Source organism: Cytobacillus solani (assembly GCF_001420595.1).
Taxonomy (GTDB): Bacteria; Bacillota; Bacilli; order Bacillales; family Cytobacillaceae; genus Cytobacillus; species Cytobacillus solani.
In genome coordinates this window covers 183,979-209,335 of record NZ_LJIX01000006.1, presented here as the reverse complement: position 1 = coordinate 209,335, position 25,357 = coordinate 183,979, and the positions used below count along the sequence as shown (strand labels likewise).

Annotated in this window: 42 protein-coding genes, 2 tRNA genes, 1 rRNA gene and 1 pseudogene; 11 read left to right on the top strand and 35 right to left on the bottom strand. The window is 37.1% G+C overall.

Translation table 11 applies throughout. The annotated features are described in order from the left end of the window. Window positions 1-154: 154 nt before the first annotated feature. Both AN957_RS02935 and AN957_RS02930 read right to left on the bottom strand, forming a co-directional pair. Window positions 155-334, bottom strand: coding sequence for a hypothetical protein (locus tag AN957_RS02935; protein ID WP_056682134.1), 180 nt, complete (start codon window positions 332-334; stop codon window positions 155-157). 113 nt (window positions 335-447) lie between these two features. Beyond that, window positions 448-912: a helix-turn-helix transcriptional regulator gene (locus AN957_RS02930; RefSeq protein ID WP_082446477.1), complete on the bottom strand. Its 465-nt coding sequence runs from the start codon at window positions 910-912 to the stop codon at window positions 448-450. A 75-nt stretch (window positions 913-987) separates the two neighbouring features. On the opposite strand from AN957_RS02930, the gene AN957_RS29285 reads away from it, so the two are divergent. After that, entirely contained in the window at window positions 988-1,158 is a 171-nt protein-coding gene (locus AN957_RS29285; RefSeq protein ID WP_483772893.1) for a DUF8096 family protein, read from the top strand. A gap of 15 nt (window positions 1,159-1,173) precedes the next feature. Here the strand turns inward: AN957_RS29285 and AN957_RS02925 are convergent, their stop codons facing one another. The 6 genes from AN957_RS02925 to AN957_RS02900 are packed head-to-tail and all read right to left on the bottom strand — an operon-like array spanning window position 1,174 to window position 2,866. Next, window positions 1,174-1,419: an IDEAL domain-containing protein gene (locus tag AN957_RS02925; protein ID WP_056682130.1), complete on the bottom strand. Its 246-nt coding sequence runs from the start codon at window positions 1,417-1,419 to the stop codon at window positions 1,174-1,176. 22 nt (window positions 1,420-1,441) lie between these two features. Then, window positions 1,442-1,672 carry a hypothetical protein gene (locus AN957_RS02920; RefSeq protein ID WP_056682127.1) on the bottom strand — a complete coding sequence of 77 codons (231 nt, stop codon included), beginning with the start codon at window positions 1,670-1,672 and terminating at the stop codon, window positions 1,442-1,444. Window positions 1,673-1,698: 26 nt separating this feature from the next. Further along, the gene (locus tag AN957_RS02915; protein ID WP_056682124.1) at window positions 1,699-2,055 is read right to left on the bottom strand and encodes a hypothetical protein; all 357 of its coding nucleotides are present in this window, start codon (window positions 2,053-2,055) and stop codon (window positions 1,699-1,701) included. Between the two features lie 28 nt (window positions 2,056-2,083). Further along, entirely contained in the window at window positions 2,084-2,377 is a 294-nt protein-coding gene (locus AN957_RS02910; protein WP_056682122.1) for a hypothetical protein, read from the bottom strand. A gap of 20 nt (window positions 2,378-2,397) precedes the next feature. Further along, on the bottom strand, window positions 2,398-2,610 hold the full coding sequence (locus AN957_RS02905) for a hypothetical protein (protein ID WP_056682119.1): 213 nt from the start codon (window positions 2,608-2,610) through the stop codon (window positions 2,398-2,400). A gap of 58 nt (window positions 2,611-2,668) precedes the next feature. Next, window positions 2,669-2,866 carry a hypothetical protein gene (locus AN957_RS02900; RefSeq protein WP_056682117.1) on the bottom strand — a complete coding sequence of 66 codons (198 nt, stop codon included), beginning with the start codon at window positions 2,864-2,866 and terminating at the stop codon, window positions 2,669-2,671. A gap of 413 nt (window positions 2,867-3,279) precedes the next feature. Between AN957_RS02900 and AN957_RS27510 the strand changes: the two genes are divergently transcribed. After that, window positions 3,280-3,438 (top strand): hypothetical protein, encoded by a 159-nt coding sequence (locus AN957_RS27510; protein ID WP_156341114.1) that lies wholly within the window; start codon window positions 3,280-3,282, stop codon window positions 3,436-3,438. On the opposite strand, the gene AN957_RS02895 is transcribed toward AN957_RS27510, so the two are convergent. After that, a complete protein-coding gene (locus AN957_RS02895; RefSeq protein WP_056682115.1) occupies window positions 3,430-4,233 on the bottom strand; it encodes a DNA adenine methylase in 804 nt (267 codons plus the stop codon). The genes AN957_RS27510 and AN957_RS02895 overlap by 9 nt on opposite strands. Window positions 4,234-4,339: 106 nt before the next feature. Between AN957_RS02895 and AN957_RS27965 the strand changes: the two genes are divergently transcribed. Beyond that, the gene (locus AN957_RS27965) at window positions 4,340-4,510 is read left to right on the top strand and encodes a hypothetical protein (protein WP_172797606.1); all 171 of its coding nucleotides are present in this window, start codon (window positions 4,340-4,342) and stop codon (window positions 4,508-4,510) included. A 223-nt stretch (window positions 4,511-4,733) separates the two neighbouring features. Here the strand turns inward: AN957_RS27965 and AN957_RS02890 are convergent, their stop codons facing one another. From AN957_RS02890 to AN957_RS02820, 15 genes and pseudogenes are all read right to left on the bottom strand, one after another. After that, window positions 4,734-5,141: a YopX family protein gene (locus AN957_RS02890; protein WP_056682111.1), complete on the bottom strand. Its 408-nt coding sequence runs from the start codon at window positions 5,139-5,141 to the stop codon at window positions 4,734-4,736. Window positions 5,142-5,155: 14 nt separating this feature from the next. Beyond that, complete coding sequence (locus tag AN957_RS27505; protein ID WP_156341113.1) at window positions 5,156-5,326, bottom strand: hypothetical protein; 171 nt, start codon at window positions 5,324-5,326, stop codon at window positions 5,156-5,158. 287 nt (window positions 5,327-5,613) lie between these two features. After that, window positions 5,614-5,973 (bottom strand): annotated as a pseudogene (locus tag AN957_RS02880) (DUF1064 domain-containing protein); the annotation flags it as partial. Then, a complete protein-coding gene (locus AN957_RS02875; RefSeq protein ID WP_056682103.1) occupies window positions 5,930-6,148 on the bottom strand; it encodes a DUF6011 domain-containing protein in 219 nt (72 codons plus the stop codon). The gene AN957_RS02875 and the pseudogene AN957_RS02880, both read right to left, overlap by 44 nt. Beyond that, entirely contained in the window at window positions 6,145-6,282 is a 138-nt protein-coding gene (locus tag AN957_RS02870; protein WP_156341112.1) for a hypothetical protein, read from the bottom strand. Before AN957_RS02870 ends, AN957_RS02875 begins: the two co-directional genes overlap by 4 nt. Before the next feature lie 292 nt (window positions 6,283-6,574). Next, entirely contained in the window at window positions 6,575-6,787 is a 213-nt protein-coding gene (locus tag AN957_RS02860; RefSeq protein ID WP_056682094.1) for a hypothetical protein, read from the bottom strand. A 4-nt stretch (window positions 6,788-6,791) separates the two neighbouring features. Next, window positions 6,792-7,664, bottom strand: coding sequence for a DnaD domain-containing protein (locus AN957_RS26570; RefSeq protein WP_075209070.1), 873 nt, complete (start codon window positions 7,662-7,664; stop codon window positions 6,792-6,794). Between the two features lie 2 nt (window positions 7,665-7,666). Further along, on the bottom strand, window positions 7,667-7,834 hold the full coding sequence (locus tag AN957_RS27960) for a hypothetical protein (protein ID WP_165571631.1): 168 nt from the start codon (window positions 7,832-7,834) through the stop codon (window positions 7,667-7,669). Beyond that, window positions 7,824-8,666, bottom strand: coding sequence for a recombinase RecT (locus tag AN957_RS02850; RefSeq protein WP_056682091.1), 843 nt, complete (start codon window positions 8,664-8,666; stop codon window positions 7,824-7,826). Before AN957_RS02850 ends, AN957_RS27960 begins: the two co-directional genes overlap by 11 nt. After that, window positions 8,666-9,607 carry a YqaJ viral recombinase family nuclease gene (locus AN957_RS02845; RefSeq protein ID WP_056682088.1) on the bottom strand — a complete coding sequence of 314 codons (942 nt, stop codon included), beginning with the start codon at window positions 9,605-9,607 and terminating at the stop codon, window positions 8,666-8,668. Before AN957_RS02845 ends, AN957_RS02850 begins: the two co-directional genes overlap by 1 nt. Window positions 9,608-9,702: 95 nt before the next feature. After that, entirely contained in the window at window positions 9,703-9,882 is a 180-nt protein-coding gene (locus AN957_RS02840; protein ID WP_056682086.1) for a hypothetical protein, read from the bottom strand. A 326-nt stretch (window positions 9,883-10,208) separates the two neighbouring features. Continuing rightward, window positions 10,209-10,481: a helix-turn-helix domain-containing protein gene (locus tag AN957_RS02835; protein ID WP_056682083.1), complete on the bottom strand. Its 273-nt coding sequence runs from the start codon at window positions 10,479-10,481 to the stop codon at window positions 10,209-10,211. Between the two features lie 141 nt (window positions 10,482-10,622). Beyond that, window positions 10,623-11,321 (bottom strand): Rha family transcriptional regulator, encoded by a 699-nt coding sequence (locus AN957_RS02830; RefSeq protein ID WP_056682080.1) that lies wholly within the window; start codon window positions 11,319-11,321, stop codon window positions 10,623-10,625. Then, window positions 11,321-11,629 (bottom strand): hypothetical protein, encoded by a 309-nt coding sequence (locus AN957_RS02825; RefSeq protein WP_056682079.1) that lies wholly within the window; start codon window positions 11,627-11,629, stop codon window positions 11,321-11,323. The genes AN957_RS02830 and AN957_RS02825 overlap by 1 nt, the downstream gene beginning before the upstream one ends. Before the next feature lie 171 nt (window positions 11,630-11,800). After that, window positions 11,801-12,061 (bottom strand): hypothetical protein, encoded by a 261-nt coding sequence (locus AN957_RS02820; RefSeq protein ID WP_056682076.1) that lies wholly within the window; start codon window positions 12,059-12,061, stop codon window positions 11,801-11,803. Between the two features lie 170 nt (window positions 12,062-12,231). Between AN957_RS02820 and AN957_RS02815 the strand changes: the two genes are divergently transcribed. The 5 genes from AN957_RS02815 to AN957_RS02800 all read left to right on the top strand — a co-directional run bounded on the left by AN957_RS02815 (window position 12,232) and on the right by AN957_RS02800 (window position 15,172). Next, window positions 12,232-12,660, top strand: coding sequence for a helix-turn-helix domain-containing protein (locus AN957_RS02815; RefSeq protein ID WP_056682073.1), 429 nt, complete (start codon window positions 12,232-12,234; stop codon window positions 12,658-12,660). A gap of 91 nt (window positions 12,661-12,751) precedes the next feature. Next, complete coding sequence (locus AN957_RS02810) at window positions 12,752-13,381, top strand: ImmA/IrrE family metallo-endopeptidase (protein WP_075209069.1); 630 nt, start codon at window positions 12,752-12,754, stop codon at window positions 13,379-13,381. After that, on the top strand, window positions 13,363-13,743 hold the full coding sequence (locus AN957_RS02805) for a hypothetical protein (protein ID WP_056682070.1): 381 nt from the start codon (window positions 13,363-13,365) through the stop codon (window positions 13,741-13,743). Before AN957_RS02810 ends, AN957_RS02805 begins: the two co-directional genes overlap by 19 nt. Before the next feature lie 14 nt (window positions 13,744-13,757). Next, the gene (locus AN957_RS27500; RefSeq protein WP_156341111.1) at window positions 13,758-13,925 is read left to right on the top strand and encodes a hypothetical protein; all 168 of its coding nucleotides are present in this window, start codon (window positions 13,758-13,760) and stop codon (window positions 13,923-13,925) included. Between the two features lie 56 nt (window positions 13,926-13,981). Next, complete coding sequence (locus AN957_RS02800) at window positions 13,982-15,172, top strand: tyrosine-type recombinase/integrase (RefSeq protein ID WP_056682067.1); 1,191 nt, start codon at window positions 13,982-13,984, stop codon at window positions 15,170-15,172. A gap of 84 nt (window positions 15,173-15,256) precedes the next feature. Here the strand turns inward: AN957_RS02800 and groL are convergent, their stop codons facing one another. Further along, window positions 15,257-16,891, bottom strand: coding sequence for a chaperonin GroEL (groL, locus tag AN957_RS02795; protein WP_053478085.1), 1,635 nt, complete (start codon window positions 16,889-16,891; stop codon window positions 15,257-15,259). A gap of 63 nt (window positions 16,892-16,954) precedes the next feature. Beyond that, window positions 16,955-17,239: a co-chaperone GroES gene (gene groES, locus AN957_RS02790; RefSeq protein ID WP_053478084.1), complete on the bottom strand. Its 285-nt coding sequence runs from the start codon at window positions 17,237-17,239 to the stop codon at window positions 16,955-16,957. Between the two features lie 298 nt (window positions 17,240-17,537). On the opposite strand from groES, the gene AN957_RS02785 reads away from it, so the two are divergent. Together AN957_RS02785 and AN957_RS02780 are read left to right on the top strand one after the other, a co-directional pair. Next, window positions 17,538-18,269, top strand: a complete 732-nt coding sequence (locus AN957_RS02785) for a CPBP family intramembrane glutamic endopeptidase (protein ID WP_053478083.1) — start codon at window positions 17,538-17,540, stop codon at window positions 18,267-18,269. Continuing rightward, window positions 18,266-18,472 carry a YdiK family protein gene (locus AN957_RS02780; protein ID WP_053478082.1) on the top strand — a complete coding sequence of 69 codons (207 nt, stop codon included), beginning with the start codon at window positions 18,266-18,268 and terminating at the stop codon, window positions 18,470-18,472. The genes AN957_RS02785 and AN957_RS02780 overlap by 4 nt, the downstream gene beginning before the upstream one ends. A 35-nt stretch (window positions 18,473-18,507) precedes the next feature. Here AN957_RS02780 and AN957_RS02775 read toward each other — a convergent pair whose 3' ends face one another. Together AN957_RS02775 and moaC are read right to left on the bottom strand one after the other, a co-directional pair. Further along, entirely contained in the window at window positions 18,508-19,164 is a 657-nt protein-coding gene (locus AN957_RS02775; protein ID WP_053478081.1) for a redox-sensing transcriptional repressor Rex, read from the bottom strand. Between the two features lie 26 nt (window positions 19,165-19,190). Next, on the bottom strand, window positions 19,191-19,679 hold the full coding sequence (gene moaC / locus AN957_RS02770; protein ID WP_053478080.1) for a cyclic pyranopterin monophosphate synthase MoaC: 489 nt from the start codon (window positions 19,677-19,679) through the stop codon (window positions 19,191-19,193). 146 nt (window positions 19,680-19,825) lie between these two features. Between moaC and AN957_RS02765 the strand changes: the two genes are divergently transcribed. Then, window positions 19,826-21,748 carry an ABC-F family ATP-binding cassette domain-containing protein gene (locus AN957_RS02765; RefSeq protein ID WP_056682064.1) on the top strand — a complete coding sequence of 641 codons (1,923 nt, stop codon included), beginning with the start codon at window positions 19,826-19,828 and terminating at the stop codon, window positions 21,746-21,748. A gap of 326 nt (window positions 21,749-22,074) precedes the next feature. Here the strand turns inward: AN957_RS02765 and tsaD are convergent, their stop codons facing one another. The 7 genes from tsaD to rrf form a co-directional block, all read right to left on the bottom strand. Next, the gene (gene tsaD, locus AN957_RS02760; protein ID WP_056682061.1) at window positions 22,075-23,100 is read right to left on the bottom strand and encodes a tRNA (adenosine(37)-N6)-threonylcarbamoyltransferase complex transferase subunit TsaD; all 1,026 of its coding nucleotides are present in this window, start codon (window positions 23,098-23,100) and stop codon (window positions 22,075-22,077) included. Continuing rightward, window positions 23,097-23,546, bottom strand: coding sequence for a ribosomal protein S18-alanine N-acetyltransferase (gene rimI / locus AN957_RS02755; protein ID WP_056682058.1), 450 nt, complete (start codon window positions 23,544-23,546; stop codon window positions 23,097-23,099). The genes tsaD and rimI overlap by 4 nt, the downstream gene beginning before the upstream one ends. Before the next feature lie 4 nt (window positions 23,547-23,550). Then, window positions 23,551-24,258, bottom strand: a complete 708-nt coding sequence (gene tsaB, locus AN957_RS02750; protein ID WP_056682056.1) for a tRNA (adenosine(37)-N6)-threonylcarbamoyltransferase complex dimerization subunit type 1 TsaB — start codon at window positions 24,256-24,258, stop codon at window positions 23,551-23,553. Continuing rightward, window positions 24,255-24,710, bottom strand: a complete 456-nt coding sequence (gene tsaE, locus AN957_RS02745) for a tRNA (adenosine(37)-N6)-threonylcarbamoyltransferase complex ATPase subunit type 1 TsaE (RefSeq protein ID WP_056682053.1) — start codon at window positions 24,708-24,710, stop codon at window positions 24,255-24,257. Before tsaE ends, tsaB begins: the two co-directional genes overlap by 4 nt. 289 nt (window positions 24,711-24,999) lie before the next feature. Then, a tRNA-Asp gene (locus AN957_RS02740) sits at window positions 25,000-25,076 on the bottom strand. Between the two features lie 3 nt (window positions 25,077-25,079). Further along, window positions 25,080-25,153 (bottom strand) — tRNA-Met (locus AN957_RS02735). Window positions 25,154-25,180: 27 nt separating this feature from the next. Continuing rightward, window positions 25,181-25,297 (bottom strand): 5S ribosomal RNA (gene rrf / locus AN957_RS02730). Window positions 25,298-25,357 lie beyond the last annotated feature (60 nt).

Below are 25,357 nucleotides of genomic sequence, written 5' to 3'. Positions count from 1 at the left end.
CGTCACACACCCCGTTATTATCTAAGTACTCACGTTCATCTGTAATCTCTATGCTGCAATTCGAGCAAATCAATTTTTCAATAACCTGCTCCATTGCCTCATCTCCTTTTTACATACATATTTCGGGAGATTTGAGCAAATTCCTGCAACAAATTCACTTATTTCTAATTGCACCACGTACCCTTTTATAAATGGGACGATTAGTACCCATCAACTCAGCAAGGTCACGACTAGATAATCGTTCATTTGATTTTTTATTTGAGGACTTATCTTTATTCTTGAAGTTATTCACTTGATGTAATTCTGCAGAAGAAAGATGATCAGCAATTTTCATGTTCATCACCTATTTTCGAGAAATAAAAAAACTCCACCGTAAAGTGGAGCTCAAGAAGGGAGAATAGTTTAACAGACAGCGAGAAATTTTCCGCGCCGATCCTGCCTCCCATTTTAGCAAGCAGATTTAACTTCTGTACAAGTATCACCATTTGGAACATTTGGAACATTTGTATCAGAAAGTTGGTCTACAATGCAGTCTCTAATTCTTCTGATATGCGAATGAGATAGGCCCATATGAAGCGCGATCCATCGGTAGCTTTTCCCCTCAAGTAACCAATGTAGCACTTCCAACTCACGGTCATCTTTAATAAGATGCATACGATCTTGGATGGTGGATATTTTTGCTTCGTATTTATTAATTACTCCAAAACGTTTACCGCGTCGTACAGCCTCTCTATAAACTGGATCACTAGTTGTTCCTTGAGCTTTTGGCATTCCTGCTTGATCGCCATATTGCGCTGTTAAACCTTCTCCTGCATCTTTCATTGAATCCCTCAAAATCTTAATCGAATTCATCATCCAGTGATAATCTTTTAGTATGGACTCAACTTGTTGTTTGCTGGCAGCTTCTTTCAAGTGGACCCCTCCCGTGATATAATTGAGTGGGTAGGTCAGGAGGAGTCCTGGCTTTTTATTTTGAATTAAGGCGGGATCGTCATAGAAAAGGAAATTGATTTAACTATCGTGCATGACATTAAATTATATCCAGATAAAAACAGTGGTCGTTGCGACAATTGCGATAAAGGTCATTTCAAAAGTTCCATTAGTGAAGGGAAATTAATAAGAGAGTGCCGTAATTGTGGGATGAAGAAGAGTATTTAGCTTCATCCTTTTTTCTTATACAGCAACACTTTGCATCTTCTGTGTCAGTTCAAGAAACCACTTCTTGTCATCAGTCTCAAGCGCTAAGTCTATCAATTGTAGGTATTCACCTTTACTTAATACGACTGGTTCATCATTACCAGGAGGCGTTGTTTCCAATGTATTTTTAATAGATTTCTTTTTAATAGCATTGTGACTTTGGTTCATCAATTTCATGTACTGCATGTACAATGAGAATACGTCAAATTCTTTATTATCCATAATCTACACCTTCTATCTCTACTTAATTTAAATCAATCCATCCTTCATCATCTGGAATAATTTTATAGACCCCGGATGAAATTCTTTCAATCAAAATTTCACTTTGCATAGTTCCTGAACAGTCATCCCAGCAGTCATATTCCTCATGAGTGTAATCTTCTTGAATCCACCAAAGGTTGGCTATATCCTCTTTTGAAACAAGAAATATATCCCCTTGCTCATCTTCCACAAAAAATTTATCAGGTAAATTCAAATAATCACCTTCTATCTTTTGTTTACTTAATCTTCTTCTGGACGTTTTTTATTAGTACGATCAACTTCTGCTTCATAACATTCATCAAAGCCTACATCTACAAATTGAACACAATTAGAGCCATCACCATATGCCAAAGAATCAATAAAATCTGCGAGCTGTTTTCTTTTTTCATCATATTCGTCTGATAAATCCCAGCCTTCTTTACTTCCATCTGGTGCAACAAAGAAAGATTGATAACCATTTGTTTTACCTTGAATTACCGGGGAAACTAAATTTGAGAAAAGCTCTACTGCCTTTTCATGTGCTAAATCCAATTTTCTTTGTGCCTCTGGATAACTGTCCCCAGTAACCACAAATGAATTATGTCGAATATATCCCACTATTAAACTCCTCCTACCTTGTGTTTATTTATGATGTTTTAATTGTGGCCGCCATAACATATGGTGGTCCACTCGGTCCGTATCTCATTGCTGTAGCTACATTCTTCAACCAATCATGAGCATCTGCATCCATTTCATTTTTTGCTGGAATAATAGTCGTTGTGCAATACATTGGTTCACCAGGGAATTCATCGTGCTCTGCACGTTCTTTTTTTAAATAAAACTGAGCTGCCATAGGAAGATTTTCTCTTTTACAGATTTTAATAATTTCAGCCATTAACGGCGAAATTTCTTCGTCATATACTTTCTCTTTGTCGTACATCCTCTTTCCCTCCTAATCAACTAATCTTCATCATCATTTAGAAGATCATCTATAATTTCATAAGCCATTTGACCATCATCGTTTTCGGTTTCCCCTAAAAATTCATCATCAATAAAAGCGACATATCCTGTTGGATACAATGTAACGCAATCTTTGTGATAAAGATTATCTTCAACAATTATCACATCATCATTCCATACAAATTCATCTTCGCAAGAAGCACACTTACTCATTTACCCACCCTTTCTTAATTCACTTTTTTGCTATTGAACAAAGCTATCATTATGTTAATTAAATATTTACCTTTTGTAGATATTCCGTCTGAAAAGAACCACTAAAACCTTCGAGCATAACAACTGTATAGTCGTGTTTTGGATGATGTTTAAATTCGTCAGTTCGGCAAGTCCAAATCTTACCGTTGTGAGCTTCAGCTTCAATACAAGTGTGCATTACTACTTTGTCGCCTTTCTTTAAGGCTTTAACACTCATTCTTCCTTCCCCCTAATTAACATTTTGCTTAATATATTTAGTGAAAAAGCACATTTTTTTATAGAACTTGGACAAATCCATTAAAATTGAATACTATATAGCACAATCATATCCTCAGGTTGTAAGCTCATGAACTCCCTCTTTGCAGGCACTAGAAATGTTGTGCCTGCATTATTTATTTAAATGCAATTATTTTACTTGTCCCAGTCATTATTCGAAAATGTTTCATACAATAAACTTGTATAATAAATTCTTTTGCCATACAGTTTGCTTCGGAGCCATTATGGCTCCTTTTTTTATACATAATTACTCTTTTGTTTACTTAATCTGCTAGTATACTTATAATTATTATTACTCGTTCTTTTTCACAGGCTCATCTCCCGGGACTGGAATCTGTACAGGATAACACCTCAGTGAAAATCATTGAAAAGGGAGTGGTCGTTATGAAAGAAATGTTTACTAGCTTAAACGGTCTACAAATCTTGGTGCAAATAATTTTGCTCGCTGTGAATATTGCAATCTTTAGTAACTCCATCACTGAGGTGCCTGTGAAAGAGAATGATTTAAAATAGTGACTGCTGAAAATAACCACCAGCTGCTACTTCATTTACCCAAAGAACTTCCTGCCTTTTGGCCCCTGCTTCTGCTGCCACATCTAATGTTTCCCTGTGCCAATGTTTCAATCTTTCATCATAAATATGATGAGCGTATCCAGAGAGAATAACTGGACCGGGATGTGCATCTAATGTTTCCAATAACTCAATATGATCATCTATCGACATTTCATGCTTGTAGTGCCTTTTTGTTCGAGTCTCAATAATGTAAGGCGGATCTGCATATATTAGTACTTCTCGTCTCTTATATCGTTCAAGTAATTTCACAGCTGGTTGATTCTCTATTTGTGCTTCCTTTAATCTTTTTGCTACTAGGAGAATCTTATCAGGTAACTTCCCCCATTCCTTCGCTGTGTCTGGTCCATTAGAAGATATTAAACTTCTCCAACCAGTTCTATCCGATGTCTTAGCCCCGATAGCCTGCCAACACCTAACTAAAAATGTTCTTGCTGCTTCAATTTCACAGGATCCGGAATACTCATAACTTGAGTAATATTCCTCTCTAGAAAGTGGGGTCCAGTAAATTTTTTCTGATAGTTCCTCAGAATGATCTCGAATGACTTTAAAAAGATTAACTATGTTACTATCTAAGTCGTTTATAGTCTCAATCTGGGAAGGTTGCTTTTTGAAAAAGACTGCTCCTGATCCAAAGAAAGGTTCCAGATATGTCTTATGCTCAGGCATATGGCTGATTATCCAACTTGCCATACTCCATTTACTGCCCGGGTAATGCAATATCCTAGGTATCGCCATTCCGAATCCCTCCGTTCTAGTAAACTTAAAGATTTGAATCTAAAACCATAAAAATCCATAAATGTGTTATAATTAGGAAATTACATATGAAGGTGGTCTTGTTGCTATGAATGGAGCGTTTTTTGCTATAATTCCATTATTATTTTATTTAGCTCTTATTGGTTTCACTATTTGGTTTTGTACAAGTCTTATTACTGCACAAAAAGAGAGGAACCAGATCTTAAGAGAAATCTCATCTAAATTAGATGGAACTAATATTGGGAAAAAGGAAGAGTAAATGGCTCTTTCTTTTTTTCTAGTAAACACAATAATTCTTGTGTTTCTGCATGTTTTACTTCAATTGGTCATAAAATAAAATTGTTGGGCAAGGCACAAAACATCTTAGATACACCTAATCGTCATGTCTTGCACCAACATCAGCCTATACCACTAAAAATAATTGACATACAATGTAATGAAATCAGTTTTTCGCCATGCTATGAGCCTGAAAAGGCTCTTTTTTATTTAATGTTCAGTAACTCTGGATTCTCGTAAATGTTGCCGATGACTTCACTTGCATAAGTGTTATAATCCGAACATGAAAAATATCCATTTTTAAAAATAACTGTATGATTTTGCAAACCTAATTCAGGAAAGGTTCTTTTATAAGGAAGTGCAATTATATCCCCTTCATAAATCTCCTTGCCGTTCTTGTCTTTTAAGCCTGTAAATTCCATGTATTGAAGATGCTCTAATTTCTCGACATGCACATCATCTTCAAGACGGTCTTCAACAGCTATCTGAATATCCTTAAAACGTTCAGCTACAATACCACTACTGTCAAAATAAAAATGAATATCACCTTCCTCGCCTGTGTAATACATTTTGAAATCTACATTATCCCAAGCCCGAAACTTTATCTCACGCACGTTCATTCCTCCTTTTACGCATTAATCTTTTTCAGTACCTCGGCATAGTTATCTTTAGTCCACAGATCTTTACCATCTGATGTAGAGATAATCGTTTTATCTCCTGCATCAAGCAATGTACAGATATGCTTCGGGTTTACCGATACTCTTGCTCCACTTTGACTATCTGTAACTTCTATAAACAAAGTTCATCACTCCATCCTTCGTAATTGGTGGAATTGCGAAACATAATACAAATTCTATTTCTCAAATAATACTTTTCTTAACACAGACATTACATATGGTTTTATCCGAACTGGAACTCCTTCACGTTCCCATATATTTATTGTCTGTATGGCAATACCCATAAAATTAGCAACCTTATATTTTGGAAGATTAGTGGTCTTACAAACTGAATTAATCAACTCTTTAAAGTGCTGGGCATTCATCGGATTGTTCTTTACACCTCCACAAATTGACCATTTTTATATTTCAAGAGAGTAATTGAATCCATGTACTTTAGTTCAAAAAGCTTTCGCTTTATTGCAAACTCCTTGGTGATCTTGCCCTTTATATCAATTATTTGAGTACTGCCATCTAAATTAGTAATTTCAAAGTCTGCAATATACTCAATCTTCCGATAAGTCTTTCCGTTCTTCTTAAAACTATCTTGAAGTAGGTACCTTGGTTGCAACTTGAAATCCTTAATTTGCCTAGCGTGTTTTAAGTATTTTAGTTGGTTGTAGTAGATAGACTCTGCTTGTGAATCAAATGTGATCCCATCTACCACTGTTTTTTTATTTCCATACTTAGGTGTTGATTGCTTCTTTTTGCGATATTGCTTGTACGACATTCTTTGCATAAATTTCATCCTTTATCGACTGCTTATCAAGTAGTTCATCAATTGTTATTTGACCCTCTGGAGGACTATTTTCTAGCTTTTTTACTTTTATCTCGCATACTGGCCCAATCCCCTTGGATAGACTTTTTTTACTCTTTAACGGGCGATTGCATACTGGACAATTCATATTCCCACTTCCCTATCTTTGCCCCAGATCATTAAGCATCCAAGGCCATATCCGTGCTTTTTAAATTCACTTGCTTGTACCCAGCCACGTTCTTCGTGGGCTTCAACTACTGATTTTAATTTCCACTCAGTCAATGCATAGGCAATCTTCTTTAACTGACGTGGTTGTTGTGATTTCCATCCACGATTACTCATGAGGATCTATGTTTCACTGTATAACAATCCATGCATGTACCTTCGACAGCATATCCATTTGGTTCGCCACACTCTTTACAAAACTTAGAATAGGTTTTCCACTCGTTCTTGCACTCAGGGCATTCCATAGCAACAAGTAACTTTTCCTTGCGACGTACAACACCCTGTGTAGAACATTTCTGACATTTAGTTACTGATTTTACATTTGTTATTGACATAAAATAACTCCTCCCTAGAACCACTTATTCTGGTCGTTTTGAATATCTATTTGGCGAAATGAAGCCATTACCAGTTCATATTTCAATTCATCGTAATCAAGTTCATAGACTGAGATTCCTTGTTGTGACTCTATGATGCCTAAAGCTATTAGATCCTCAAGAATAATATTCCGTTTCATTTCTTGGTGAACGTTTACCTTTTTCACAAAATCATAGAGAATTCCCATTAAATTAACCCCCAGCCTTCATTTTTTTTAGGGTCTCTTGAAGTTCTGCCCTCTTGCGACTGATATCATCATTTGGCTGTTTAGGCTTACCGGTTTTTTGTTGATTTTCATCAAACCAGTCTGGAAGCTTTTCAGTTCGAATAGGTACAGTGCCTCTCCTTGTTTTTTGGCGTTGTTGCTGTTTCCTTTGTTCATGAATATTTTGCTCATTTTCCACATCTTGAATGGTCTTAATACCTTTTTTGGCCCAACTGTTTAAGATGCTTCTGGCATAGGGATACTTTGCACCAGCTTCAGCAGCCTTTTTAAATGAAGCACATATAACTTCTTCATTAAGGCCATCTTGATCAATAAAACTATTAATCTCTTGAATTTGAATTGGATTAGGTTGTCCACTGAAACAAAGCATATATTCATCAAAATAATTCACGCGTGTAGCAGTAGATATATTTGTTTTGTTTAATTTAGTTTCGTTTAGTTTATTTAATGTGGAACTACCCGTGACATCATCTGTGACACTATCCATGACACTACCCGTGACACTAACTGCGGAATTTATTTCCGTTGGTATAATAGGCGCGGAATTATTTTCCGTAGAGAAAAAAGAAATCAACTTATAAATTGGTGCCTTTCCTCCCTTTCTAGAAACAAAATCAATTCTATTTTTCTGTTTCAACTCATTTCTAACTTTTCGAAGGGTGCGATCTGTCAATCCTGTTTTGACGCATAACACCGATTCTGCTACTGTAAATGTTTCTATCCATCCAGCTTTATTATTTATGTGCATTAATGCATACCATAAATTAATTGCTGAAGGTGATAGTTCATTTAGTTCGAGCCAATCATAGAATGCGTTCATTTCTTTGATGTAATTCACGCCTATTCCCTCCTCTCACAAACAGCAAATTTCTTTTTAACTGATTTCACTACATAATCCGGATAACGCTGCATATACTCTAGTACAAGCTGTTTTAAATGTTCTTTATCCTTTGCCTGCTCGAATATCCAGGCAGGCAGTAGGACGTTTCTTTTAGATTCATTGTTCAAAGACTATCTCACCTTGTAGAAGATCCTCTGATTGGTCAATTGGATCCCCGTTCTGAAGTATTTGTTCAGGATTGTAATCTATAATGTTTGAATCTTCCTGTGACTCATCAGTAATGTCTTTGATTTCTGGAATTTCCTCATCTTTAGCCACGGCTGTTTGCATTTCAATTGAGAGAATCCCCCATTTAGATAACATGTTGCGGAGCACCGTCTTTTTGGCCATGGCATCAAAATCCTTTTTCCAACCAAAATCACTTTTAGAAAACTTCTTTTTGTGCGCTTCTATTTCAGCTCTAGACCAGTACACCGTCTTTTCAAAGCCATTTATCAATTTAAAATATCCGCAATATCCAACTATCTTTTCACTTGTTGCTCCTTCTAAATCAAGCTCCAATTCTTCGGTTAAACGATTCCACTTAACTAGTTCACCTTCTCGCACTTCGATAACATTAATCCCTTTATACTGCCCTGTCCTTAGAGCCAATTGGATGTATCCTTTGTACCCTAGCTGAAATTGAGCTTTTCCACTGTACGGAACAATCCATGCATAACCTAGATTTTTATCAACTGGAAGGTCCAATGTAGCTGCAACCATCGCTGAAGTTACAACAGACATTGCATCAGCTTTCTGGAGGTATGGATCTCCGTTATATAAATTGAGTAAAGATGACATAAATTGTGGAGCCTTTTTATTAAGAACCTGTTCGAATTTCTTCTGCATTGTTGGTGTATTCAGCAAACTTTTTAACCCTAATGATTGAGCAGAAACTTGTTGTGGAGTAGCATCCTTTTTATTGGCTAATTGATTTTTTAATGCATTATTAGTTGCCATTATTTCAACTCCTTAATTGTAAATTTTCGAAAGGAAGTTTCTTTTAAAACTTGCTGATAGATATCAGGGAATTTTTCTTTTAGGGTTTTAGAATCGATCCTATTCTGACTTTGGTTTTTCCAAGAAACCATATAGGTGTCAGTAATTCCGGCTTCCGCATCTTTTAGTTCAGACTTGAGTTTATTCTCAATTTCCGTTTTTGCTGTCTTGATTAATTTTTCATCATCCTTTATCTTTTCGTACTGGATGATCATGTCTTTGTAATTGCCAGGTAGAACTATTTCTTTATCCTTTTCAGCCTGAGCATATTTTTCTTTCAGATATTGTTCAGCTGCGCTTGATCCATCTAATTCAGGGGCATGTCCTTGTTGAACGTGATATTTCCAGAAACGAAATTCTGCATCAAATATCATTTCTATTAGTTCTTCATCTCGCTCTACTTCTTTCCATACAAAGCGATTTCCGCCAATTAGGACTGCGATATAGCCTTTTTCCTTACCCGTAACCCCTAGATAATGTTGAATCTGAACAAGATAAGTGGCTGGGATTTCTTCACCTTCCCATTCCTTAGCAAGATAAGCGCTAGCAGTCTTACATTCCAGTACTGCAGACTCACCTACAATAAGTCGGTCCACATTCGCTTTGATGAATTCATGTTTAGGATGGCTATACATGAAGTTTGTTTTTCGCACCTTTTTTCCTGTACGCTTTTCAAATTCCTTAGCAACAACATTCTCCATTTCATTGCCCCAATAAATGGCTTCATTATCAATTTCTATGGGGTCAACTTGCCCTGTTTTTTCAAGCCATAATTCAAAGGCTGTCCGATATTTGTTTAATCCTAAGATTATGCCGGCATCACTGCCTCCAATACCCTTAGCACGTTCTTGCAACCATTCATAACGGCTCATTGATAGGGTTGATACTGCATTTTTTGCCATGATTATCCTCCCTTTACCACCAAAGATTGATATGCTACAATGACAGTAATTAATAGTTTTCGAAATGCTGACTCCTGCCGCTAACAGGAGTCTTTTTATTTTTCAATTTCTGTTCCACAAATTTTGCAGAAATTATGATGATCTTCTATTTCTTCATTAGAACAAACTGGACATTCCATTTCTTCAGTCTGATCTTCCTCAAGTTCATACTCTTTATCCATTGGATATGGATAACCAGTACGCTCCATTTGCTCAATTACTGGATGATCACGCATCCTTTCGACCTCCTTTCTATGTATTTTTCAAAGATCAGATGCAAGTTTTATTCGCATCGCGATAAGCCAAAACGATTGGTAGAGGTGGGATAGTAGATTCCGCTCTGACTTATCACGACAGGAACAAAGGTTCTTGTCGATTCATCACATCCGTGATAAAATGAATACATACCGTAATTCTGTGCAGTTAGTTAAGTTCCAGCTTAGCTAGCTGCTTTTTCATTTTTGTTTACTTCTTTTGCAAAGAATTTTAAAAGCTCATATTTACATTGGCTATGTAACTTTAACCAAGCCCCTGCTTTAATTCTCACGTCTCTTCCCTCCTTCTAGAAATTTATGTAGGTAATAAAACCACCTATTAACTTAGTCAATGTATGAACGACTGTATTAACATCAACCCCACATAATATTGCTGCTAAAAACTCAGGCACATTAGTTACTTGGCACCATCTAGCTGCATCAGACACTTTTAATTCCATCTTGTCATTTTCTACTTTTGATATAGTACTGCGTGGCATAAACATTTTTTCTGCCATCGCTTCTTGGCTTAAACCAGAAAGTTTTCTAGACCTCTTATAAAATTCTCCTAACGGTTGCATGACTTCCATCTCCCCTAATGTTCTAATTCTGAACATGTTCTATCGTTGAACAGGCAAATTAATAGATTAGTATTAAAATTTAATATAAGAAGAAACTAGCACCGATTTTTGAGCCTGGCAGCTTCGTCGGTGCCGGACCTCTTATGAAGCTTTTCTTGGTACCCAACTATTAATGTAACGAAGGGCTGTCTGCAGCTCCTTCTTCTTGAGGTCCTTATAGCTAGCAACACCGAAACGATCTTTAATTTCTCGATGCAATTCTCGGAACAGGGACGGTCGTGAATCAGGATCATTACAAATCTCATATACTTTGGTTGCAATGCCTTTTTGTAGCCGACGCTGTTCACCAGACGTGAGTGTGATTTGTTCTTCTACCTTATGCTCTAGTTCGAGAATTTTCCTGTCATGATGACCAAGGACCTTTTGCATTTCATCCTGTCTTTCAGCTGTTTCGAGAGTTAAACGCATGGATTCTATTCGAATTTGACGGTCATCTAAAATTTTCACTTTATTGTTTTCAATTTGTTCTCGCATCCGTTTAAACTCTTGAATGAATTTCACTTTCATCTTCATGGCTTCAGGAGTTACATAAGACATTGCAACTAAAGTGAATGCATCTTCTGAAAGGTTAATTTTTCGATACTGACGACCGCGTTCATTTGTGTAAGTTGACTCGCCAAAGTTGGAGAGTGAAAATTCTTTTTCGTTTGCTAGATTTAACTTTTCAATTTGCACTTCAATATCTCTAATTACCTTGTCGTGAGATTTTTTAAAAACATCTGCAACAGTCAAACTGTCAGTAACTGCTTTGTTATTTTCAATGAAAACTAATTGCGTCATTAGATCACCTGCTTTAAATAAGTTGAATTTGCATCTATCCATTTGAAAACTAAATCTCTTGGGTAACGCCCTTTGATATTTTGTAGCCTTGGAAAAGATGGATTACTTGTTACCTTAATAACAGTTGGTGGTGCTATTTGTAGAATCTCTGCTAGATGACTATTTCTCAATACTGGCGGATAAGAGTATTTACCATACTTTTCACGTGCATCATTCACACCTTTTTCATAAGCTTCCTGAATTAATTTTTCTAAGCGATCCTTTAAAAATTCAGCTTCTAGATCATCAAAAGTAAGAGTTGTTCGCAATTTTGCACCTCCTTTTATGGTTGTGTATTATCTAAAATCTCAACGACTTCCATTAGCTTGCGATTACATCTTCAGTTGAGTACTCGTCATTTAGCATCATGGCTGATTCTAGGACTTTGAGTTTGATTTCAGCCCAGATCACTTTGTTGGTGAGATTGATGGTATTCACTCCTATGCTGTCGTTTTGTTGTGTAGAACTCTACACACACTAGTTAAAAAAAATAGATCTTCAAATTTTTTCTCGGGAAAAGCATTTAATGCACCTACTATTAGGTTTTCTCCCGGGGAGCAATATTCATTATGGTCTTCAGGTAGCTTTGCTCTCCAGAGACGACTTCGAGATATTCCCATATTCTTTGCTAACTCGGTGTCATTCCAACCATTTTTCTCTTGCAGCTTTTCGAGAACATCTACACGAAGTTTTATTTTCATGTACTCACATCCTTTCGTTTCGTTCTCTACACACTTAGTATAAATCATCTGTGTAGCTAATGCAACAGTTTTTAATTAAAATTTGTAGTGTAATACACACTTTTTTTGTTTCATAGACGAAACGCATTTGATAAACTACTATTAAAGTATAAAAAAATAGGTGAATTTATATGGATTTAAAAGAGTTTGGTCTCTACTTTGCAAAGTTAAGAGAAGAAAGTGGTTTTAAAAGCCAAAGACAATTAGCTGAAAAGTCTGGAGTTAGCAATGGGACAATTGCTCGGATCGAAGGCGGCACTCAAGAACCTACTCCTTCTACACTTAAAAGATTAGCTATTCACCTTAAAGATGTTGACTATGAAGATTTAATGAAGGCTGCTGGATATATTGAAGAAGATAATAATGATAGTTCTAATGTAGTAAGGGAAAAAACTGCTGAAGAACTGTATGATGATCCAGAGTTTCAACTTGCAATGAGAAGTGCTCAAGGCTTTTCAGAGGAAAACAAAAAGAAAGTACTAGACTTTATCGAAATGATTGAAGAGTTAGAGAAGGGCAGAAAGCCTGGAGATAAACAACCTCGACCGAGAAGATACTAGTACTCTGAAGAAACAAAAAATACTTTTTCAGAGCCATTAAGGCTCTTTATTTTAACCACAAATAGAACATACATTCGATCGGGTGATTTCATTGGAATATCAATTTACATTAATAGAAGAACACATAAAGGATTTTTACGAGAATTTGTCTATACATACTCCTTATGAAATTGATATGTACCATATTGCTAGTGAATTGGATATCTGGATTCACTATCTCAATGATGAGAGTCATGTTTATAAAAATAAAAATGGTTTATATAGCATTTTTTTAGATCAGCGTTTATCACCGCAAGAACAATGGCAGGATTTCGGTCATGAATTAGGTCATGTAATTAAGCATGTTGGAAACCAGTATAAACTTAGGCGTATGTTTAGGGAGCTGCAGGAAAGCCAAGCAAACAATTTTATGTATCACTTTTGTGTTCCTACTTTTATGCTACTAAAATACAACCTTACTAATTATATGAATATTAATGATGGCATCGAATTTGTTTCGGACACTTTCAATGTCACTAAGGGTTTTGCTAATAAACGTTTAATTCATTACAGAAATCAATGGGCACAAGCTAAATCTGATGCCGCACATAGAAAGCACATGGAATCACGATATCGGAAAGCATCTCCTTATTCTGATGAAACTAATAAAATTCTTGCTCGTGCATTAGAGTTCAAATCTGCTAAAAGAAAGGAAGATCACCTATGCCAGTTCAATATTTAGATTATCAGTATGTAGACGGAGAATTATCACCTTTTTATTATGTTTTAAAGTTGTTTAAGGGAGAAGTGGATTGGGACAAGCATACATTTTATTTTGATTTAATGGTTCCAATTAGATCGGAAGAATATAGCGAAATAGATGAGAATCTTATTAATTATGGCGTGCAAATTTCAGAATTAATTATTAATAAAGATTATCCACATAAATTAGGAATTAATCTTAGTGCCCTGAAGAAACGAATATCTTTTGACATTCATGATCCAAGTGTAATCGAACAGTTTATTCTCTATGCACCAGATGTTATGGGGGTTGTCGGTGTATTACCACAAGAGCAAAGAATGGAATTTATGATAAACGCATAAAGGAGAGAGTGTAGATGAATTTTGTCAGGAAGCTCGAGAAATTAATTGCTATATACTTCAATGGTGAAAATTACACGATTGACAACTATGAACTATCAAGAAAGGATTCTAAACTTATAGCATACTCTCTTATTCACACACTTCAACAATTCGAATGGGTTATGCAAAAGCGTAAAGAATGATCATTTATTATTTTTTAACAAATAAAGAACATACGATCCTGAAGGAGTGATTTTTAATGGCCTATATAAAAAAGTATAAAACAAAAAAAGGCGATCGGTGGATGTATGTAGTCGAAAACGGCATTGATCCGCAATCCGGCCAACGACGACGTATTGTTAAAAAAGGATTTGTAAAAGAAAAAGAAGCTAAGAATGCTCTAAAAGAATTTGAAAGAAAAACTAGTGGGAAAAATTTTGAAGATAACAATATAACATTTGAAGATATGGCTCAAGACTGGCTTGATGTTTATAGTGAAACTGACGTAAAAGTAAGCACTATTCGTGTTAGGAATCATGAAATTGGACACTTAAATCGTTATTTTGCAAAATACAAAATCAAAGATATTACTAAACGTATGTATCAGAGTGCGTTAAATGATCTGAAGAAAAAGGAAAAATTGGCTCACAACACTATATCAGGAATTCATGGTACAGGACGTATGATCTTTAAAAGGGCTCTGGAACAAGATTACTTATTAGTGGATCCAACAGAGTTTGCTTTCATTCCTAAAGATAAAAAAACTGTAGAAGATATCGAAAATCAGAAGGTTGAAGAAAAATATTTAGAAAAGCACGAGTTGAAGGATTTCTTAGAAACAGCTAAAACCTTAGGGGAAGTTGATGACTATGTAATTTTTTTAACTTTAGCTTGGACTGGTCTAAGAGCAGGTGAATTAGTGGCTTTAAAGTGGAAAGATATTGATTTTGAAGAACATACTATAAATATTACTAAGACATATTACAACCCCAAGAACAATACTAAAAATTATGAATTACTTCCACCAAAAACCGAAGGATCTATACGAAAAATTGACGTTGAAGAAGAGGTTATTGCTACCCTCAAGAAACACCAGCTGAAACAAAAGGAATTAAAGCTTGAAGTAGGTAAGGAATATTACAATAAAGATTTTGTTTTTGGAAGATTAAATCCACCATATTACGGTTATCCTCATTTTATTAAGACGATCGAGAACAGAATGGAGAGTTTACTTAAGAAGACACCTAGTATTAAGAAAAGATTGACTCCACATTCTCTCCGTCATACACATACTTCCCTTCTGGCTGAAGCAGGAGTAGAACTTCTTCAAATAATGGATAGGCTTGGACATACAGAAGATGAAACTACCACTCAAGTTTATCTACATATTACAAAAGACAGAAAAAAAGAAGCTTCTCAAAAGTTTGCTCAACTCATGAGAAGCCTCTAATTTTGAAGTTTCGGCACCTTTTCGGCACCTATTTTTAGGTGTCGAAGGTCGAAACCTTGGTATTACTGGGTGTAATTCTACGAACTACATCATGCCGCCCATTCCACCCATACCGCCCATGTCAGGCATACCCATGCCTGCACCAGCTGGTTCTGGCTTATCAGCAACAACTGCTTCAGTTGTTAAGAACATAGCCGCAACAGATGCTGCGTTTTGAAGAGCTGAACGTGTAACCTTAGTTGGGTCAACGATTCCAGCTTCAACCATGTTTACCCACTCGTTTGTAGCAGCGTTGAAGCCTGTGCCGATTGCTTCGCGCTTTAAGCGGTCAACAACAACAGATCCTTCTAAGCCTGCATTGTGAGCGATTGTGCGTACTGGCTCTTCCATTGCACGTAATACAATGTTGATACCTGTAGCAACGTCGCCTTCAGCTTGAAGAGCTGCTACTTTATTGTATACGTTTAGAAGGGCAACTCCACCACCAGAAACGATTCCTTCTTCTACAGCTGCGCGCGTAGAGTTTAGGGCGTCTTCGATGCGAAGTTTGCGCTCTTTTAATTCTGTTTCAGTAGCAGCACCAACTTTAACAACTGCTACACCGCCAGCTAATTTAGCTAAGCGCTCTTGTAATTTTTCACGGTCAAATTCAGAAGTTGTTTCATCCATTTGAACACGGATTTGGTTTACACGGCCAGCGATTTGTGCACTGTCTCCAGCACCTTCAACGATTGTTGTGTTTTCTTTTGTAACGACAACTTTAGAAGCGCGTCCAAGAGAAGCGATTGTAGCAGATTTAAGGTCACGGCCTAATTCCTCAGTGATTACTTCCCCGCCAGTTAAAATCGCGATGTCTTCAAGCATAGCTTTACGGCGGTCACCGAAGCCAGGAGCTTTAACAGCAACAGCATTGAATGTTCCGCGTAGTTTGTTTACTACTAATGTAGAAAGAGCTTCGCCTTCAACATCCTCAGCAACTAACAATAATGGTTTGCCTTGTTGAACAACTTGCTCAAGTACTGGCAATACTTCTTGAATGCTTGAAATTTTCTTATCTGTAATTAAAATGTATGGATTATCTAGGACAGCTTCCATTTTTTCCGTGTCTGTTACCATATATGCAGAAGCATATCCACGGTCGAATTGCATACCTTCTACTACATCTAGCTCAGTAGTGAAGCCTTTAGATTCTTCGATCGTAATAACGCCGTCGTTGCCAACACGTTCCATTGCTTCAGCAATTAGTTGTCCTACTTCTTCGTCAGCAGCAGAAATAGCAGCAACTTGTGCGATGGATTCTTTGCTTTCGATTGGCTTAGAAATTGCTTGTAATTCTTCTACTGCAGTTAAAACTGCTTTTTCAATTCCTTTGCGAATGCCCATTGGGTTCGCACCAGCTGTTACGTTTTTAAGACCTTCACGAATCATTGCTTGAGCAAGTACTGTTGCAGTCGTTGTACCATCACCAGCAACATCGTTTGTCTTGCTTGCTACTTCAGCTACAAGCTTTGCTCCCATGTTTTCGAAAGCATCTTCTAATTCAATTTCTTTAGCAATAGTTACTCCATCATTTGTGATTAATGGAGAACCGAATTTTTTCTCAAGAACCACGTTGCGTCCTTTTGGTCCAAGAGTTACTTTTACTGCATCTGCAAGGGTATCTACACCGCGTAGCATCGCACGGCGAGCATCTTCACTAAATTTGATCTCTTTTGCCATTTGTAAAAACCTCCTCTAGAATTATGAAAAGTTATCTTTTAGAATCTATCTGAGTATTGTTTATTAACCGATAATAGCAAGAATATCATTTTCACGTAAAATCAAGTATTCTTTGCCTTCGTATTTCACTTCTGTTCCAGCATATTTTGAGAAGATGATACGGTCGCCGTTAGCAACTTCAAGGGCTACACGCTCACCATTTTCAAGAACGCGGCCAGTTCCTACAGCAACAACTTTACCTTCTTGAGGCTTTTCTTTAGCAGTGTCCGGCAAAACGATGCCGCTTGCAGTTTTTTCTTCAGTTTCAACAAGCTCGATAATAATTCGATCACCTAGTGGCTTTAACAAGTGAAACAACCTCCTCAATTTATATGTAATATTTTTTATTAGCACTCTATCCATCCGAGTGCTAACACAATTATTATATTAAAGAAAACGAACACTATTTGCAAGGGTGAAGCTCAAATTTTTACAAAAAATATTCATAGCCAAAATTTGCTTCAATCGAAGTATTATTTTGCAATAGTTATGACTATCGAACTGTTCTATTTGAAACTAGAAGCTAATTATGAGTAAAATGAAAGATGGTAGAGAAGCGAGTGAATAATCACCTCGGCCAACCAACCTATTAGAAGGAGACAATACATTGAAAAAAGAATACTGGATCATTCTTATTGCATATATAGCCATGCAATTTTCATCGATTATAGGCGTTCCACTTCTCATGTTTACCGGTACTTTTTTTGGCAAAAGTCCTAAAGACATGCAAGTACTTTCTGTACCCTATTGGATTGTCATTAGCTTTTCAATTACCTTCATTATTACTCTTGTGCTATTACGGAAAGAAATGAAAACAGTCCGGGAATTGCGGGATGCTTCTTCTGTTCCAACTTCTATCGCATGGGCAGTTGGAGGGATCTTCCTAGCCTATTTCGCCCAAATAATGGCGGCAAGTATCGAAAACATGGTTGGCATTGAAATGGGGTCCGAAAATACACAGGACATCCTGATGCTTATCCAAACCTTCCCGGCCGTAATAATCGTCAGTTCCATCATCGGACCTATATTAGAAGAAATCGTTTTTCGAAAAATCATTTTTGGATCCCTGCATAAACGATTGAACTTCTTTTTATCAGCATTAATCAGCTCTGTCATTTTTGCCCTAGCACATGCAGAGATTGAACATACGCTTTTATATTCTGCGATGGGATTTACGTTTGCTTTTCTTTATGTAAAAACAAAGCGGATTATTGTACCGATCTTCGCTCACGTGACAATGAATACACTTGTTGTTATTCTGCAGCTTAATAAGGAGCCAATAGAAAACTGGCTGGAAAAAATAGAAAAAATACAATCTTTTATTGGAGGATTTATATGAGAAGGTCACCATTATTTTCAGGCATTATCTATATTATTCTCGGTCTCCTCTTTACATACATCGCCATTCAAAACATACAAAGGGAACAAGGATGGGGAATTTTCACTGTATTTCTAATTATTATTGCAACCTTTGACTTAGGCGGCGGTCTGCGCATGGTTGCTTTTCATTTCAAATTAAAAAATAGCCTAAAAAATAAATGAGCCTCCATTTTGAGAGGCTCATTTACTTTAATATTTTATTCTTCTTTTTCACTTTCTGTCGGGTAATGCTTTAAGAAATAAATAAGAGACTGAAGCTCTACAGCTAAATCAATATGATGAATTCTTATTGTCGATGGGACAGATAGCCTAGCTGGTGTAAAATTCAAAATTCCATTTACACTTCCCTGAACAATCCGGTCAGCGATTGATTGAGCAGCAGGTGCAGGAACGGTTAATATCGCCACTTGAATATTGTGTTCTTTAATTACTTTTTCTAAATCATCCATATGAAAAACGGGAACTTCCCCAATTTTTGAACCGACTTTATTTACGTCTACATCAAAAGCAACTTCAATTTTTGTATTATTATTTTTCAAAAAGTTATAATTCAGAAAAGCAGTGCCTAAATTTCCTACTCCGATTAATGCCACCTTTGTCAGTTCATCCTGGTCTAATGTCTTCCGGAAAAATGTAAGCAAATAATTGACATTATACCCGTATCCCTTTTTCCCCAATGCCCCAAAGTAGGAAAAATCCCTGCGAATGGTGGCAGAGTCCACCTTTACTGCCTCACTTAGCTCAGCTGATGATACCCTTTGCTTGCCAGAGGAATGTAAATTTTTTAGAAATCGATAGTACAAAGGGAGCCTTTTTGCAGTTGCTTGCGGAATTTTCACTGATTCATTCGCCATTATTCATCCACTCTCCCAAAGTTACATTATTTAGTGTCTCTTTTAAAGTCTCCATTTTTACCGCCTGTTTTTTCAACTAAATACGTTCTGCCAATGATCATTCCCTTATCAACCGCTTTACACATATCATAAACGGTCAAAGCACAGACAGATGCCGCTGTGAGCGCTTCCATCTCAACGCCAGTGTTTCCTTTTGTTTTAGCTGATGCCGTAATTAATAGGGTATATTCCTCTTGATCCATTACCCATGAGAAGGAAATATCCACACCAGTTAGCGGAATAGGGTGACACATCGGGATGATTTCCCAGGTTTTCTTGCATGCCATCACTCCTGCAACTTGAGCGACTGCAAGGACATCCCCTTTTTTCATTTTATTAGAAGTAATTTTTTCATATATTTCTTTATTTACAATAATACTTGAGTGAGCAATCGCTGTTCGGACAGTTTCAGGCTTATCACTAACGTCAACCATTTTTGCTCGGCCCTCTTGATTAAAATGAGTAAAATCTGTCATGTACATACACCTCTCTACAAAATGATACACTATTTTTATCCATTTGTATGCAATTTGTACAACCATTCACTTACGCAAAATGTATCGGTTATTGCCCATCATATATGAATGAGTTACACTAACTCTAGAATATAGAGGTGAAAAAAATGATTTTATTACAAGTAAATCAATTAATGAAAAATTTTGGTGCTGATCCTATTTTATCGAATATAAAGCTAGAAGTACAAACAAGAGATCGAATTGCCCTTGTAGGCCGTAATGGAGCTGGTAAATCTACTCTACTAAAAATTATTGCAGGGCAAATGTCTTATGAGTCCGGAGAAATAATTAAGCCTAAGGATGTAAAAATAGGTTACCTAGCTCAAAATACAGGCTTAGAATCTGAACAATCCATTTGGAATGAAATGTTAACAGTATTTGCGCATTTTCAAACCCAAGAAAAAGAATTACGCAGGCTTGAAGAACGTATGTCTGATCCCGAAGCTATGGGAAATCAGCAGGAATATGAGCGAATTTTGTCCGAATATGATAAACGTCAAGTTCAATTTAAAGAAGAAGGCGGCTATCAATACGAGTCAGACATCCGTTCAGTTCTCCACGGCTTAAATTTCCATTCCTTTAGCTACGATACAAAAGTATCAACATTAAGCGGAGGGCAGAAAACAAGACTTGCTCTCGGAAAACTATTATTAACAAAACCCGATATTTTAATCCTGGATGAGCCTACCAATCATTTAGATATCGATACTCTAACGTGGTTAGAGCAATATTTACAAGGATACGACGGGGCCATATTAATTGTCTCACATGATCGTTATTTTTTAGATAAAGTGGTTTCACAAGTATACGAACTATCAAGACTTCAAATTCGTAAATATACAGGGAATTACAGTGCCTACCTCGACCAAAAGGCAGCAAATTTTGAACGTGAAATGAAAGAATATGAAAAACAGCAGGAGGAAGTAGCAAAGCTTCAGGATTTCATTCAACGAAATCTTGCACGAGCTTCCACAACAAAAAGAGCTCAGAGCCGCCGCAAGCAGCTTGAAAAAATGGAAGTAATGGACAGGCCCCTAGGAGATGAAAAATCTGCCTCTTTTGGCTTCCAAATTGATAGACAATCGGGAAATGATGTATTAAAGGCTGACTCAATCGCTATTGGTTATCATGGAGAAGAGATTTCAAACAGTATTTCCTTCCGGATTACTAGAGGGGAAAGCATTGCCCTTGTGGGACCAAATGGGGTTGGAAAATCTACTCTATTAAAAACAATCATTGATAGATTGTCACCTATTTCAGGTCATTTTCATTATGGATCAAATGTTTCCATCGGATACTACGATCAGGAACAAGCCGAACTATCATCGAATAAGCGAGTTTTAAATGAGCTATGGGACGAATTTCCACTTAAGCCTGAGAAGGATATCCGAACTGTGTTAGGGAATTTCCTTTTCTCTGGTGATGATGTATTAAAGAATGTATCTACCTTAAGCGGAGGAGAAAAAGCTCGTCTAGCACTAGCTAAGTTAATGATGCAACAAGCAAATTTTTTGATTCTGGACGAGCCTACTAACCATCTTGATTTAGATAGTAAAGAAATATTAGAAAACGCACTTATCGATTATCCTGGGACTATCCTTTTCGTTTCTCATGACCGCTACTTTATTAACCGTATTACAACAAAAGTGATTGAGCTGAGCAAGAGTGGCGCAACTGAGTACCTTGGTGATTATGATTATTATATTGAAAAGAAGCAAGAGCAAGAAGAATTGAAGGCATTAGATACCGTACAAAATCATTCAGCATCAAATCAGCCTAATCAGGAAAAAACCAGCTATCAGCTTGATAAAGAAGCAAAAAAAATGGAAAGGCAACGCCAAAGAAGATTAGAAGAAGTAGAAAAGCAAATCGGAGAATTAGAAGTTCAAATATCTGAATATGAGCAGCAATTATGTGAGCCTGAGGTTTATCAAGATCATGAAAAAGTACTGGAGATTACGAATAAAAACAATGAGGCAAAAGGTAAATTAGACGAACTGGTCGAAGAATGGACCGAATTAGCAGATTAAGAAAAGCGGAAGCGCCTTGATCATCGCCGTACAAACTGGAAGGGCCTTGACTTATCGTAGGGAGGGGACCTGAAGTTTGATAGGCGATAGGCGCTGAATCTAGACATAAGAAAAAGGAACTGGGGATATGTACATCCTTTGTTCCTTTTTTGTCCACAAAACTATTCACAAAATATAGCCTGAAATGAAAGACTTCCACAGACTTTTCCACATTATCCACAACAAACAGCCTTATTATCCACAATTCCCACAGAAATTATCTGATTTTTCTATTTATCCACAAGAAAGTCCCCATTTTCCAATGAGGACTTCTTCCTAGCTGTTCCTTAATTGTGGATAGTAATATCGAGACCTGGATTTGCATTCAAAGCCATAGTTGATTGTATCCCTTTTTCAAATAAAACACTGCCTGCAGCAGCGATCATTGCCGCATTGTCTGTACATAGGGATAACGGCGGGATAACTAGCTCACATTTAGGAAGCTTAGTAAACTCTTCCTGTAAAGCTGTACGCAAACCTTTATTAGCTGCTACACCACCAGCTAATAGTACCTGTTTCACGTTATATTCTTTTGCAGCCTTACTTGTTTTTGTTACCAGTACATCAATCACACTTTGTTGAAAGCTTGCTGCCAAATCCTCAGGCTTAATCTGGTCCCCTCTTTGTTCAGCATTGTGGACAGTGTTAATAACTGCTGACTTTAATCCACTGAAGCTGAAATCATAGGAGCCTTCCTCCAGCCATGCACGAGGCAATGAAATAGAAGGTTCTCCTTCCTGTGCTAACCGATCAATATGAGGCCCTCCTGGATAGGGAAGACTTAAAGTTCTTGCAACTTTATCATAGGCTTCTCCAGCAGCATCATCCCTAGTTTCACCTATGACTTCAAAATGGCCATGCTCTTTCATATACACAAGTTCTGTATGTCCACCCGAAACAACAAGTGAGAGCAAAGGAAATACCATCTCTCTTACAAGCCGATTCGCATAAATATGTCCAGCTATATGATGAACCCCCACTAACGGAATCCCATGAGCAAAAGCAACGGCCTTTGCCGCATTTACCCCCACTAATAATGCCCCAACTAATCCAGGTCCTTCTGTAACGGCAATGGCACTTAAATCTTCGTAACTGATATTTGCCTGATTTAGCGCTTCTTCTAGTACAATCGTAATTTGCTCTACATGATGACGAGAAGCAATCTCTGGAACAACACCGCCGAATCTTTTGTGGCTTTCAATTTGAGAGGCTACTACATTTGCAGCAATTTCTCTTCCATTTTTAATGATTGCAACTGCCGTTTCATCACAGCTTGTTTCAATTCCCATGATTAATTGATCTTTGTTTGTCATAAATTCACCCACATTACTAAAGCATCTTCTTGATTATCCGAATAGTAGTTCTTTCTAATTCCGCCATTTTGAAATCCAAGCTTTCGATAGAGGGACTGGGCAATCGAATTGGATACACGCACCTCGAGCGACATCGTCCTCGCTCCTCTCTCTGAGGCAATTTCCATCACTTGTCTCATTAATGCCTCTCCCAGCTTCCTTCCTCGAAACTCCGGCAAAATAGCAACATTTGTAATTTGCGCTTCATCCACAACAATCCATACACCACAATAGCCTATGACTTTCCCGTCTTCTTCTAAACCTAAATACAAAGCATATTGATTTGTCGTTAACTCATTTAGAAATGCCTCTCTGCTCCATGGAAGGGTAAAAGATTCATGCTCAATTTTTAGAATGTCATCTACATCATTTATATCCATAAATCGGAAGGTTAAAGACTTATTCATACTGCTACTTCCTTATCTTCTCTTTATTCGCTTTGATCCAATTAGCTTCCGCTTCTGCTAAACGGATGTAATTAGGAACAAAAGAATGTATATCTTCAGCTTCCTTATCCCTGCCCAATAATGCAAGCTCAGCAGGTCGAGGATTATGCTCCGTTATTTCAGCAAAAACGGCTTGTGTTCCAATTATTTCTTCAAATGTTTTTCGATGAAGAGGCAAATCGTTCCCAATAAAAAGAACCTTATCACTTCTCTCTTTCAGTTCAGCAGCCCAGTCCTTAGATAATACCAGCTGATCTTTATTCTTTGTGATTAAGTTCCCCTCACTGAATTGATAGAGACCCGTATATATTTGACCTCTGCGTGCATCAAATACGGGAGAGATCACACCTTCGAAATAACGGCCTGCAGATGCTGCTAATACCTCTAAGCTCGAAACGCCTGTCAAAGGGATATTCAATGTCCATGCTAACGTCTTTGCAATAGTCACACCAATTCGAACCCCAGTATACGAGCCCGGGCCTTTAGCAACAACAATCTTTGAAAGATCACTTGGCTTCACATCACAGTCTTTCATCAATGCTTCAATTGCAGGCATTACGCGTACAGAGTGATTTTTCTTTATATTTGTTATATATTCACCTATCACTTGATTTCCATCTAATAAAGCCACACCTAATGAATAATTAGACGTATCGATCGAAAGCAACTTCATATAAAAAACTCCTTACATAATTCCTCATATCTTTCACCTTTAGGGGTTACTACAATTTTTCTTGCTCCATTTTCTCCTAAAAACAAAGATATCATTAATAATTCCTGTGGAAGCTGTTCCTCTATTAAATGAGCCCACTCAACAACTGTAATTCCATTTCCCTCGAAGTATTCATCGAACCCTAAATCTTCAAATGAATCCTCGACTCGATATACATCCATATGATAAAGAGGCATTCTTCCTTGATACTCCTTAATAATTGTAAAGGTAGGGCTATTCACGTTTCTTTTGATATCTAAACCAAGAGCCAGCCCTTTTGTAAACGTCGTTTTTCCTGCACCAAGATCGCCTTCTAAAGCAATTACATCGCCAGGCTTTAAAAATTCTGCAAGCCGTTTAGAAAAATCCATTGTTTCTTCGGGCTGGTTCGAGATAAACTCAAATTGCTTCATATTAATTACTCACCTTTATTTTCATTTAAGTCCCTTTTTTCAAAAGACTGTTTTCAACAGTGTTCATTTACATAGCTATCCTTTATTAAAAAACCTTACTAGAAAAGAATCAACTTTAGATAAAAGTCCGATCTTCTTATTCTGGACAAAAAAACCTTAGGATGGATCCTAAGGAGTATCTATTATATGTATAGTCTACATGATTTTTTGTTACTGAGCAAAAAAGCATGGATAAAAATAGACAAAAAAAAAGACGAAACAATGTTTCGCACTTAACTTTTGTGTATAATGGCGGTCCGGACGGGACTCGAACCCGCGACCTCCTGCGTGACAGGCAGGCATTCTAACCAACTGAACTACCGGACCAGATTGCGGGGACAGGATTTGAACCTGCGACCTTCGGGTTATGAGCCCGACGAGCTACCGAACTGCTCCACCCCGCGACAATAATATTTTATATTAGTTAAACAGCCTAGCGACGTCCTACTCTCACAAGGGGACAGCCCCTAACTACCATTGGCGCTGAGAAGCTTAACTGCCGTGTTCGGGATGGGAACGGGTGTGACCTTCTCGCTATCGCCACTAGACCTATTTATGATGAGGTTTGTTCCCTCAAAACTAGATAATGCTAAAGAAGAAGTTGAGTA

Coding starts and splice junctions, on each gene's coding strand:
- AN957_RS02800 (WP_056682067.1), top strand. CDS start 13,982: ATGGCCTATATAAAAAAGTATAAAACAAAAAAAGGCGATCGGTGGATG.
- AN957_RS02935 (WP_056682134.1), bottom strand. CDS start 334: ATGAAAATTGCTGATCATCTTTCTTCTGCAGAATTACATCAAGTGAAT.
- AN957_RS27500 (WP_156341111.1), top strand. CDS start 13,758: ATGAATTTTGTCAGGAAGCTCGAGAAATTAATTGCTATATACTTCAAT.
- tsaE (WP_056682053.1), bottom strand. CDS start 24,710: ATGAAGCAATTTGAGTTTATCTCGAACCAGCCCGAAGAAACAATGGAT.
- AN957_RS02835 (WP_056682083.1), bottom strand. CDS start 10,481: ATGCAACCGTTAGGAGAATTTTATAAGAGGTCTAGAAAACTTTCTGGT.
- AN957_RS02925 (WP_056682130.1), bottom strand. CDS start 1,419: ATGGATAATAAAGAATTTGACGTATTCTCATTGTACATGCAGTACATG.
- AN957_RS02900 (WP_056682117.1), bottom strand. CDS start 2,866: ATGAGTGTTAAAGCCTTAAAGAAAGGCGACAAAGTAGTAATGCACACT.
- AN957_RS02820 (WP_056682076.1), bottom strand. CDS start 12,061: ATGAAAATAAAACTTCGTGTAGATGTTCTCGAAAAGCTGCAAGAGAAA.
- AN957_RS02840 (WP_056682086.1), bottom strand. CDS start 9,882: ATGCGTGATCATCCAGTAATTGAGCAAATGGAGCGTACTGGTTATCCA.
- AN957_RS02850 (WP_056682091.1), bottom strand. CDS start 8,666: ATGGCAACTAATAATGCATTAAAAAATCAATTAGCCAATAAAAAGGAT.
- tsaD (WP_056682061.1), bottom strand. CDS start 23,100: ATGACAAACAAAGATCAATTAATCATGGGAATTGAAACAAGCTGTGAT.
- AN957_RS02845 (WP_056682088.1), bottom strand. CDS start 9,607: ATGGCAAAAAATGCAGTATCAACCCTATCAATGAGCCGTTATGAATGG.
- AN957_RS02765 (WP_056682064.1), top strand. CDS start 19,826: ATGATTTTATTACAAGTAAATCAATTAATGAAAAATTTTGGTGCTGAT.
- AN957_RS02910 (WP_056682122.1), bottom strand. CDS start 2,377: ATGTACGACAAAGAGAAAGTATATGACGAAGAAATTTCGCCGTTAATG.
- tsaB (WP_056682056.1), bottom strand. CDS start 24,258: ATGAAGTTGCTTTCGATCGATACGTCTAATTATTCATTAGGTGTGGCT.
- AN957_RS02830 (WP_056682080.1), bottom strand. CDS start 11,321: ATGACGCAATTAGTTTTCATTGAAAATAACAAAGCAGTTACTGACAGT.
- AN957_RS02775 (WP_053478081.1), bottom strand. CDS start 19,164: ATGGCGAATGAATCAGTGAAAATTCCGCAAGCAACTGCAAAAAGGCTC.
- AN957_RS02895 (WP_056682115.1), bottom strand. CDS start 4,233: ATGGCGATACCTAGGATATTGCATTACCCGGGCAGTAAATGGAGTATG.
- groL (WP_053478085.1), bottom strand. CDS start 16,891: ATGGCAAAAGAGATCAAATTTAGTGAAGATGCTCGCCGTGCGATGCTA.
- AN957_RS02805 (WP_056682070.1), top strand. CDS start 13,363: ATGCCAGTTCAATATTTAGATTATCAGTATGTAGACGGAGAATTATCA.
- AN957_RS02815 (WP_056682073.1), top strand. CDS start 12,232: ATGGATTTAAAAGAGTTTGGTCTCTACTTTGCAAAGTTAAGAGAAGAA.
- moaC (WP_053478080.1), bottom strand. CDS start 19,679: ATGACAGATTTTACTCATTTTAATCAAGAGGGCCGAGCAAAAATGGTT.
- AN957_RS02905 (WP_056682119.1), bottom strand. CDS start 2,610: ATGAGTAAGTGTGCTTCTTGCGAAGATGAATTTGTATGGAATGATGAT.
- rimI (WP_056682058.1), bottom strand. CDS start 23,546: ATGAATAAGTCTTTAACCTTCCGATTTATGGATATAAATGATGTAGAT.
- AN957_RS02780 (WP_053478082.1), top strand. CDS start 18,266: ATGAGAAGGTCACCATTATTTTCAGGCATTATCTATATTATTCTCGGT.
- AN957_RS02860 (WP_056682094.1), bottom strand. CDS start 6,787: ATGGGAATTCTCTATGATTTTGTGAAAAAGGTAAACGTTCACCAAGAA.
- AN957_RS02875 (WP_056682103.1), bottom strand. CDS start 6,148: ATGAATTGTCCAGTATGCAATCGCCCGTTAAAGAGTAAAAAAAGTCTA.
- AN957_RS27965 (WP_172797606.1), top strand. CDS start 4,340: ATGAATGGAGCGTTTTTTGCTATAATTCCATTATTATTTTATTTAGCT.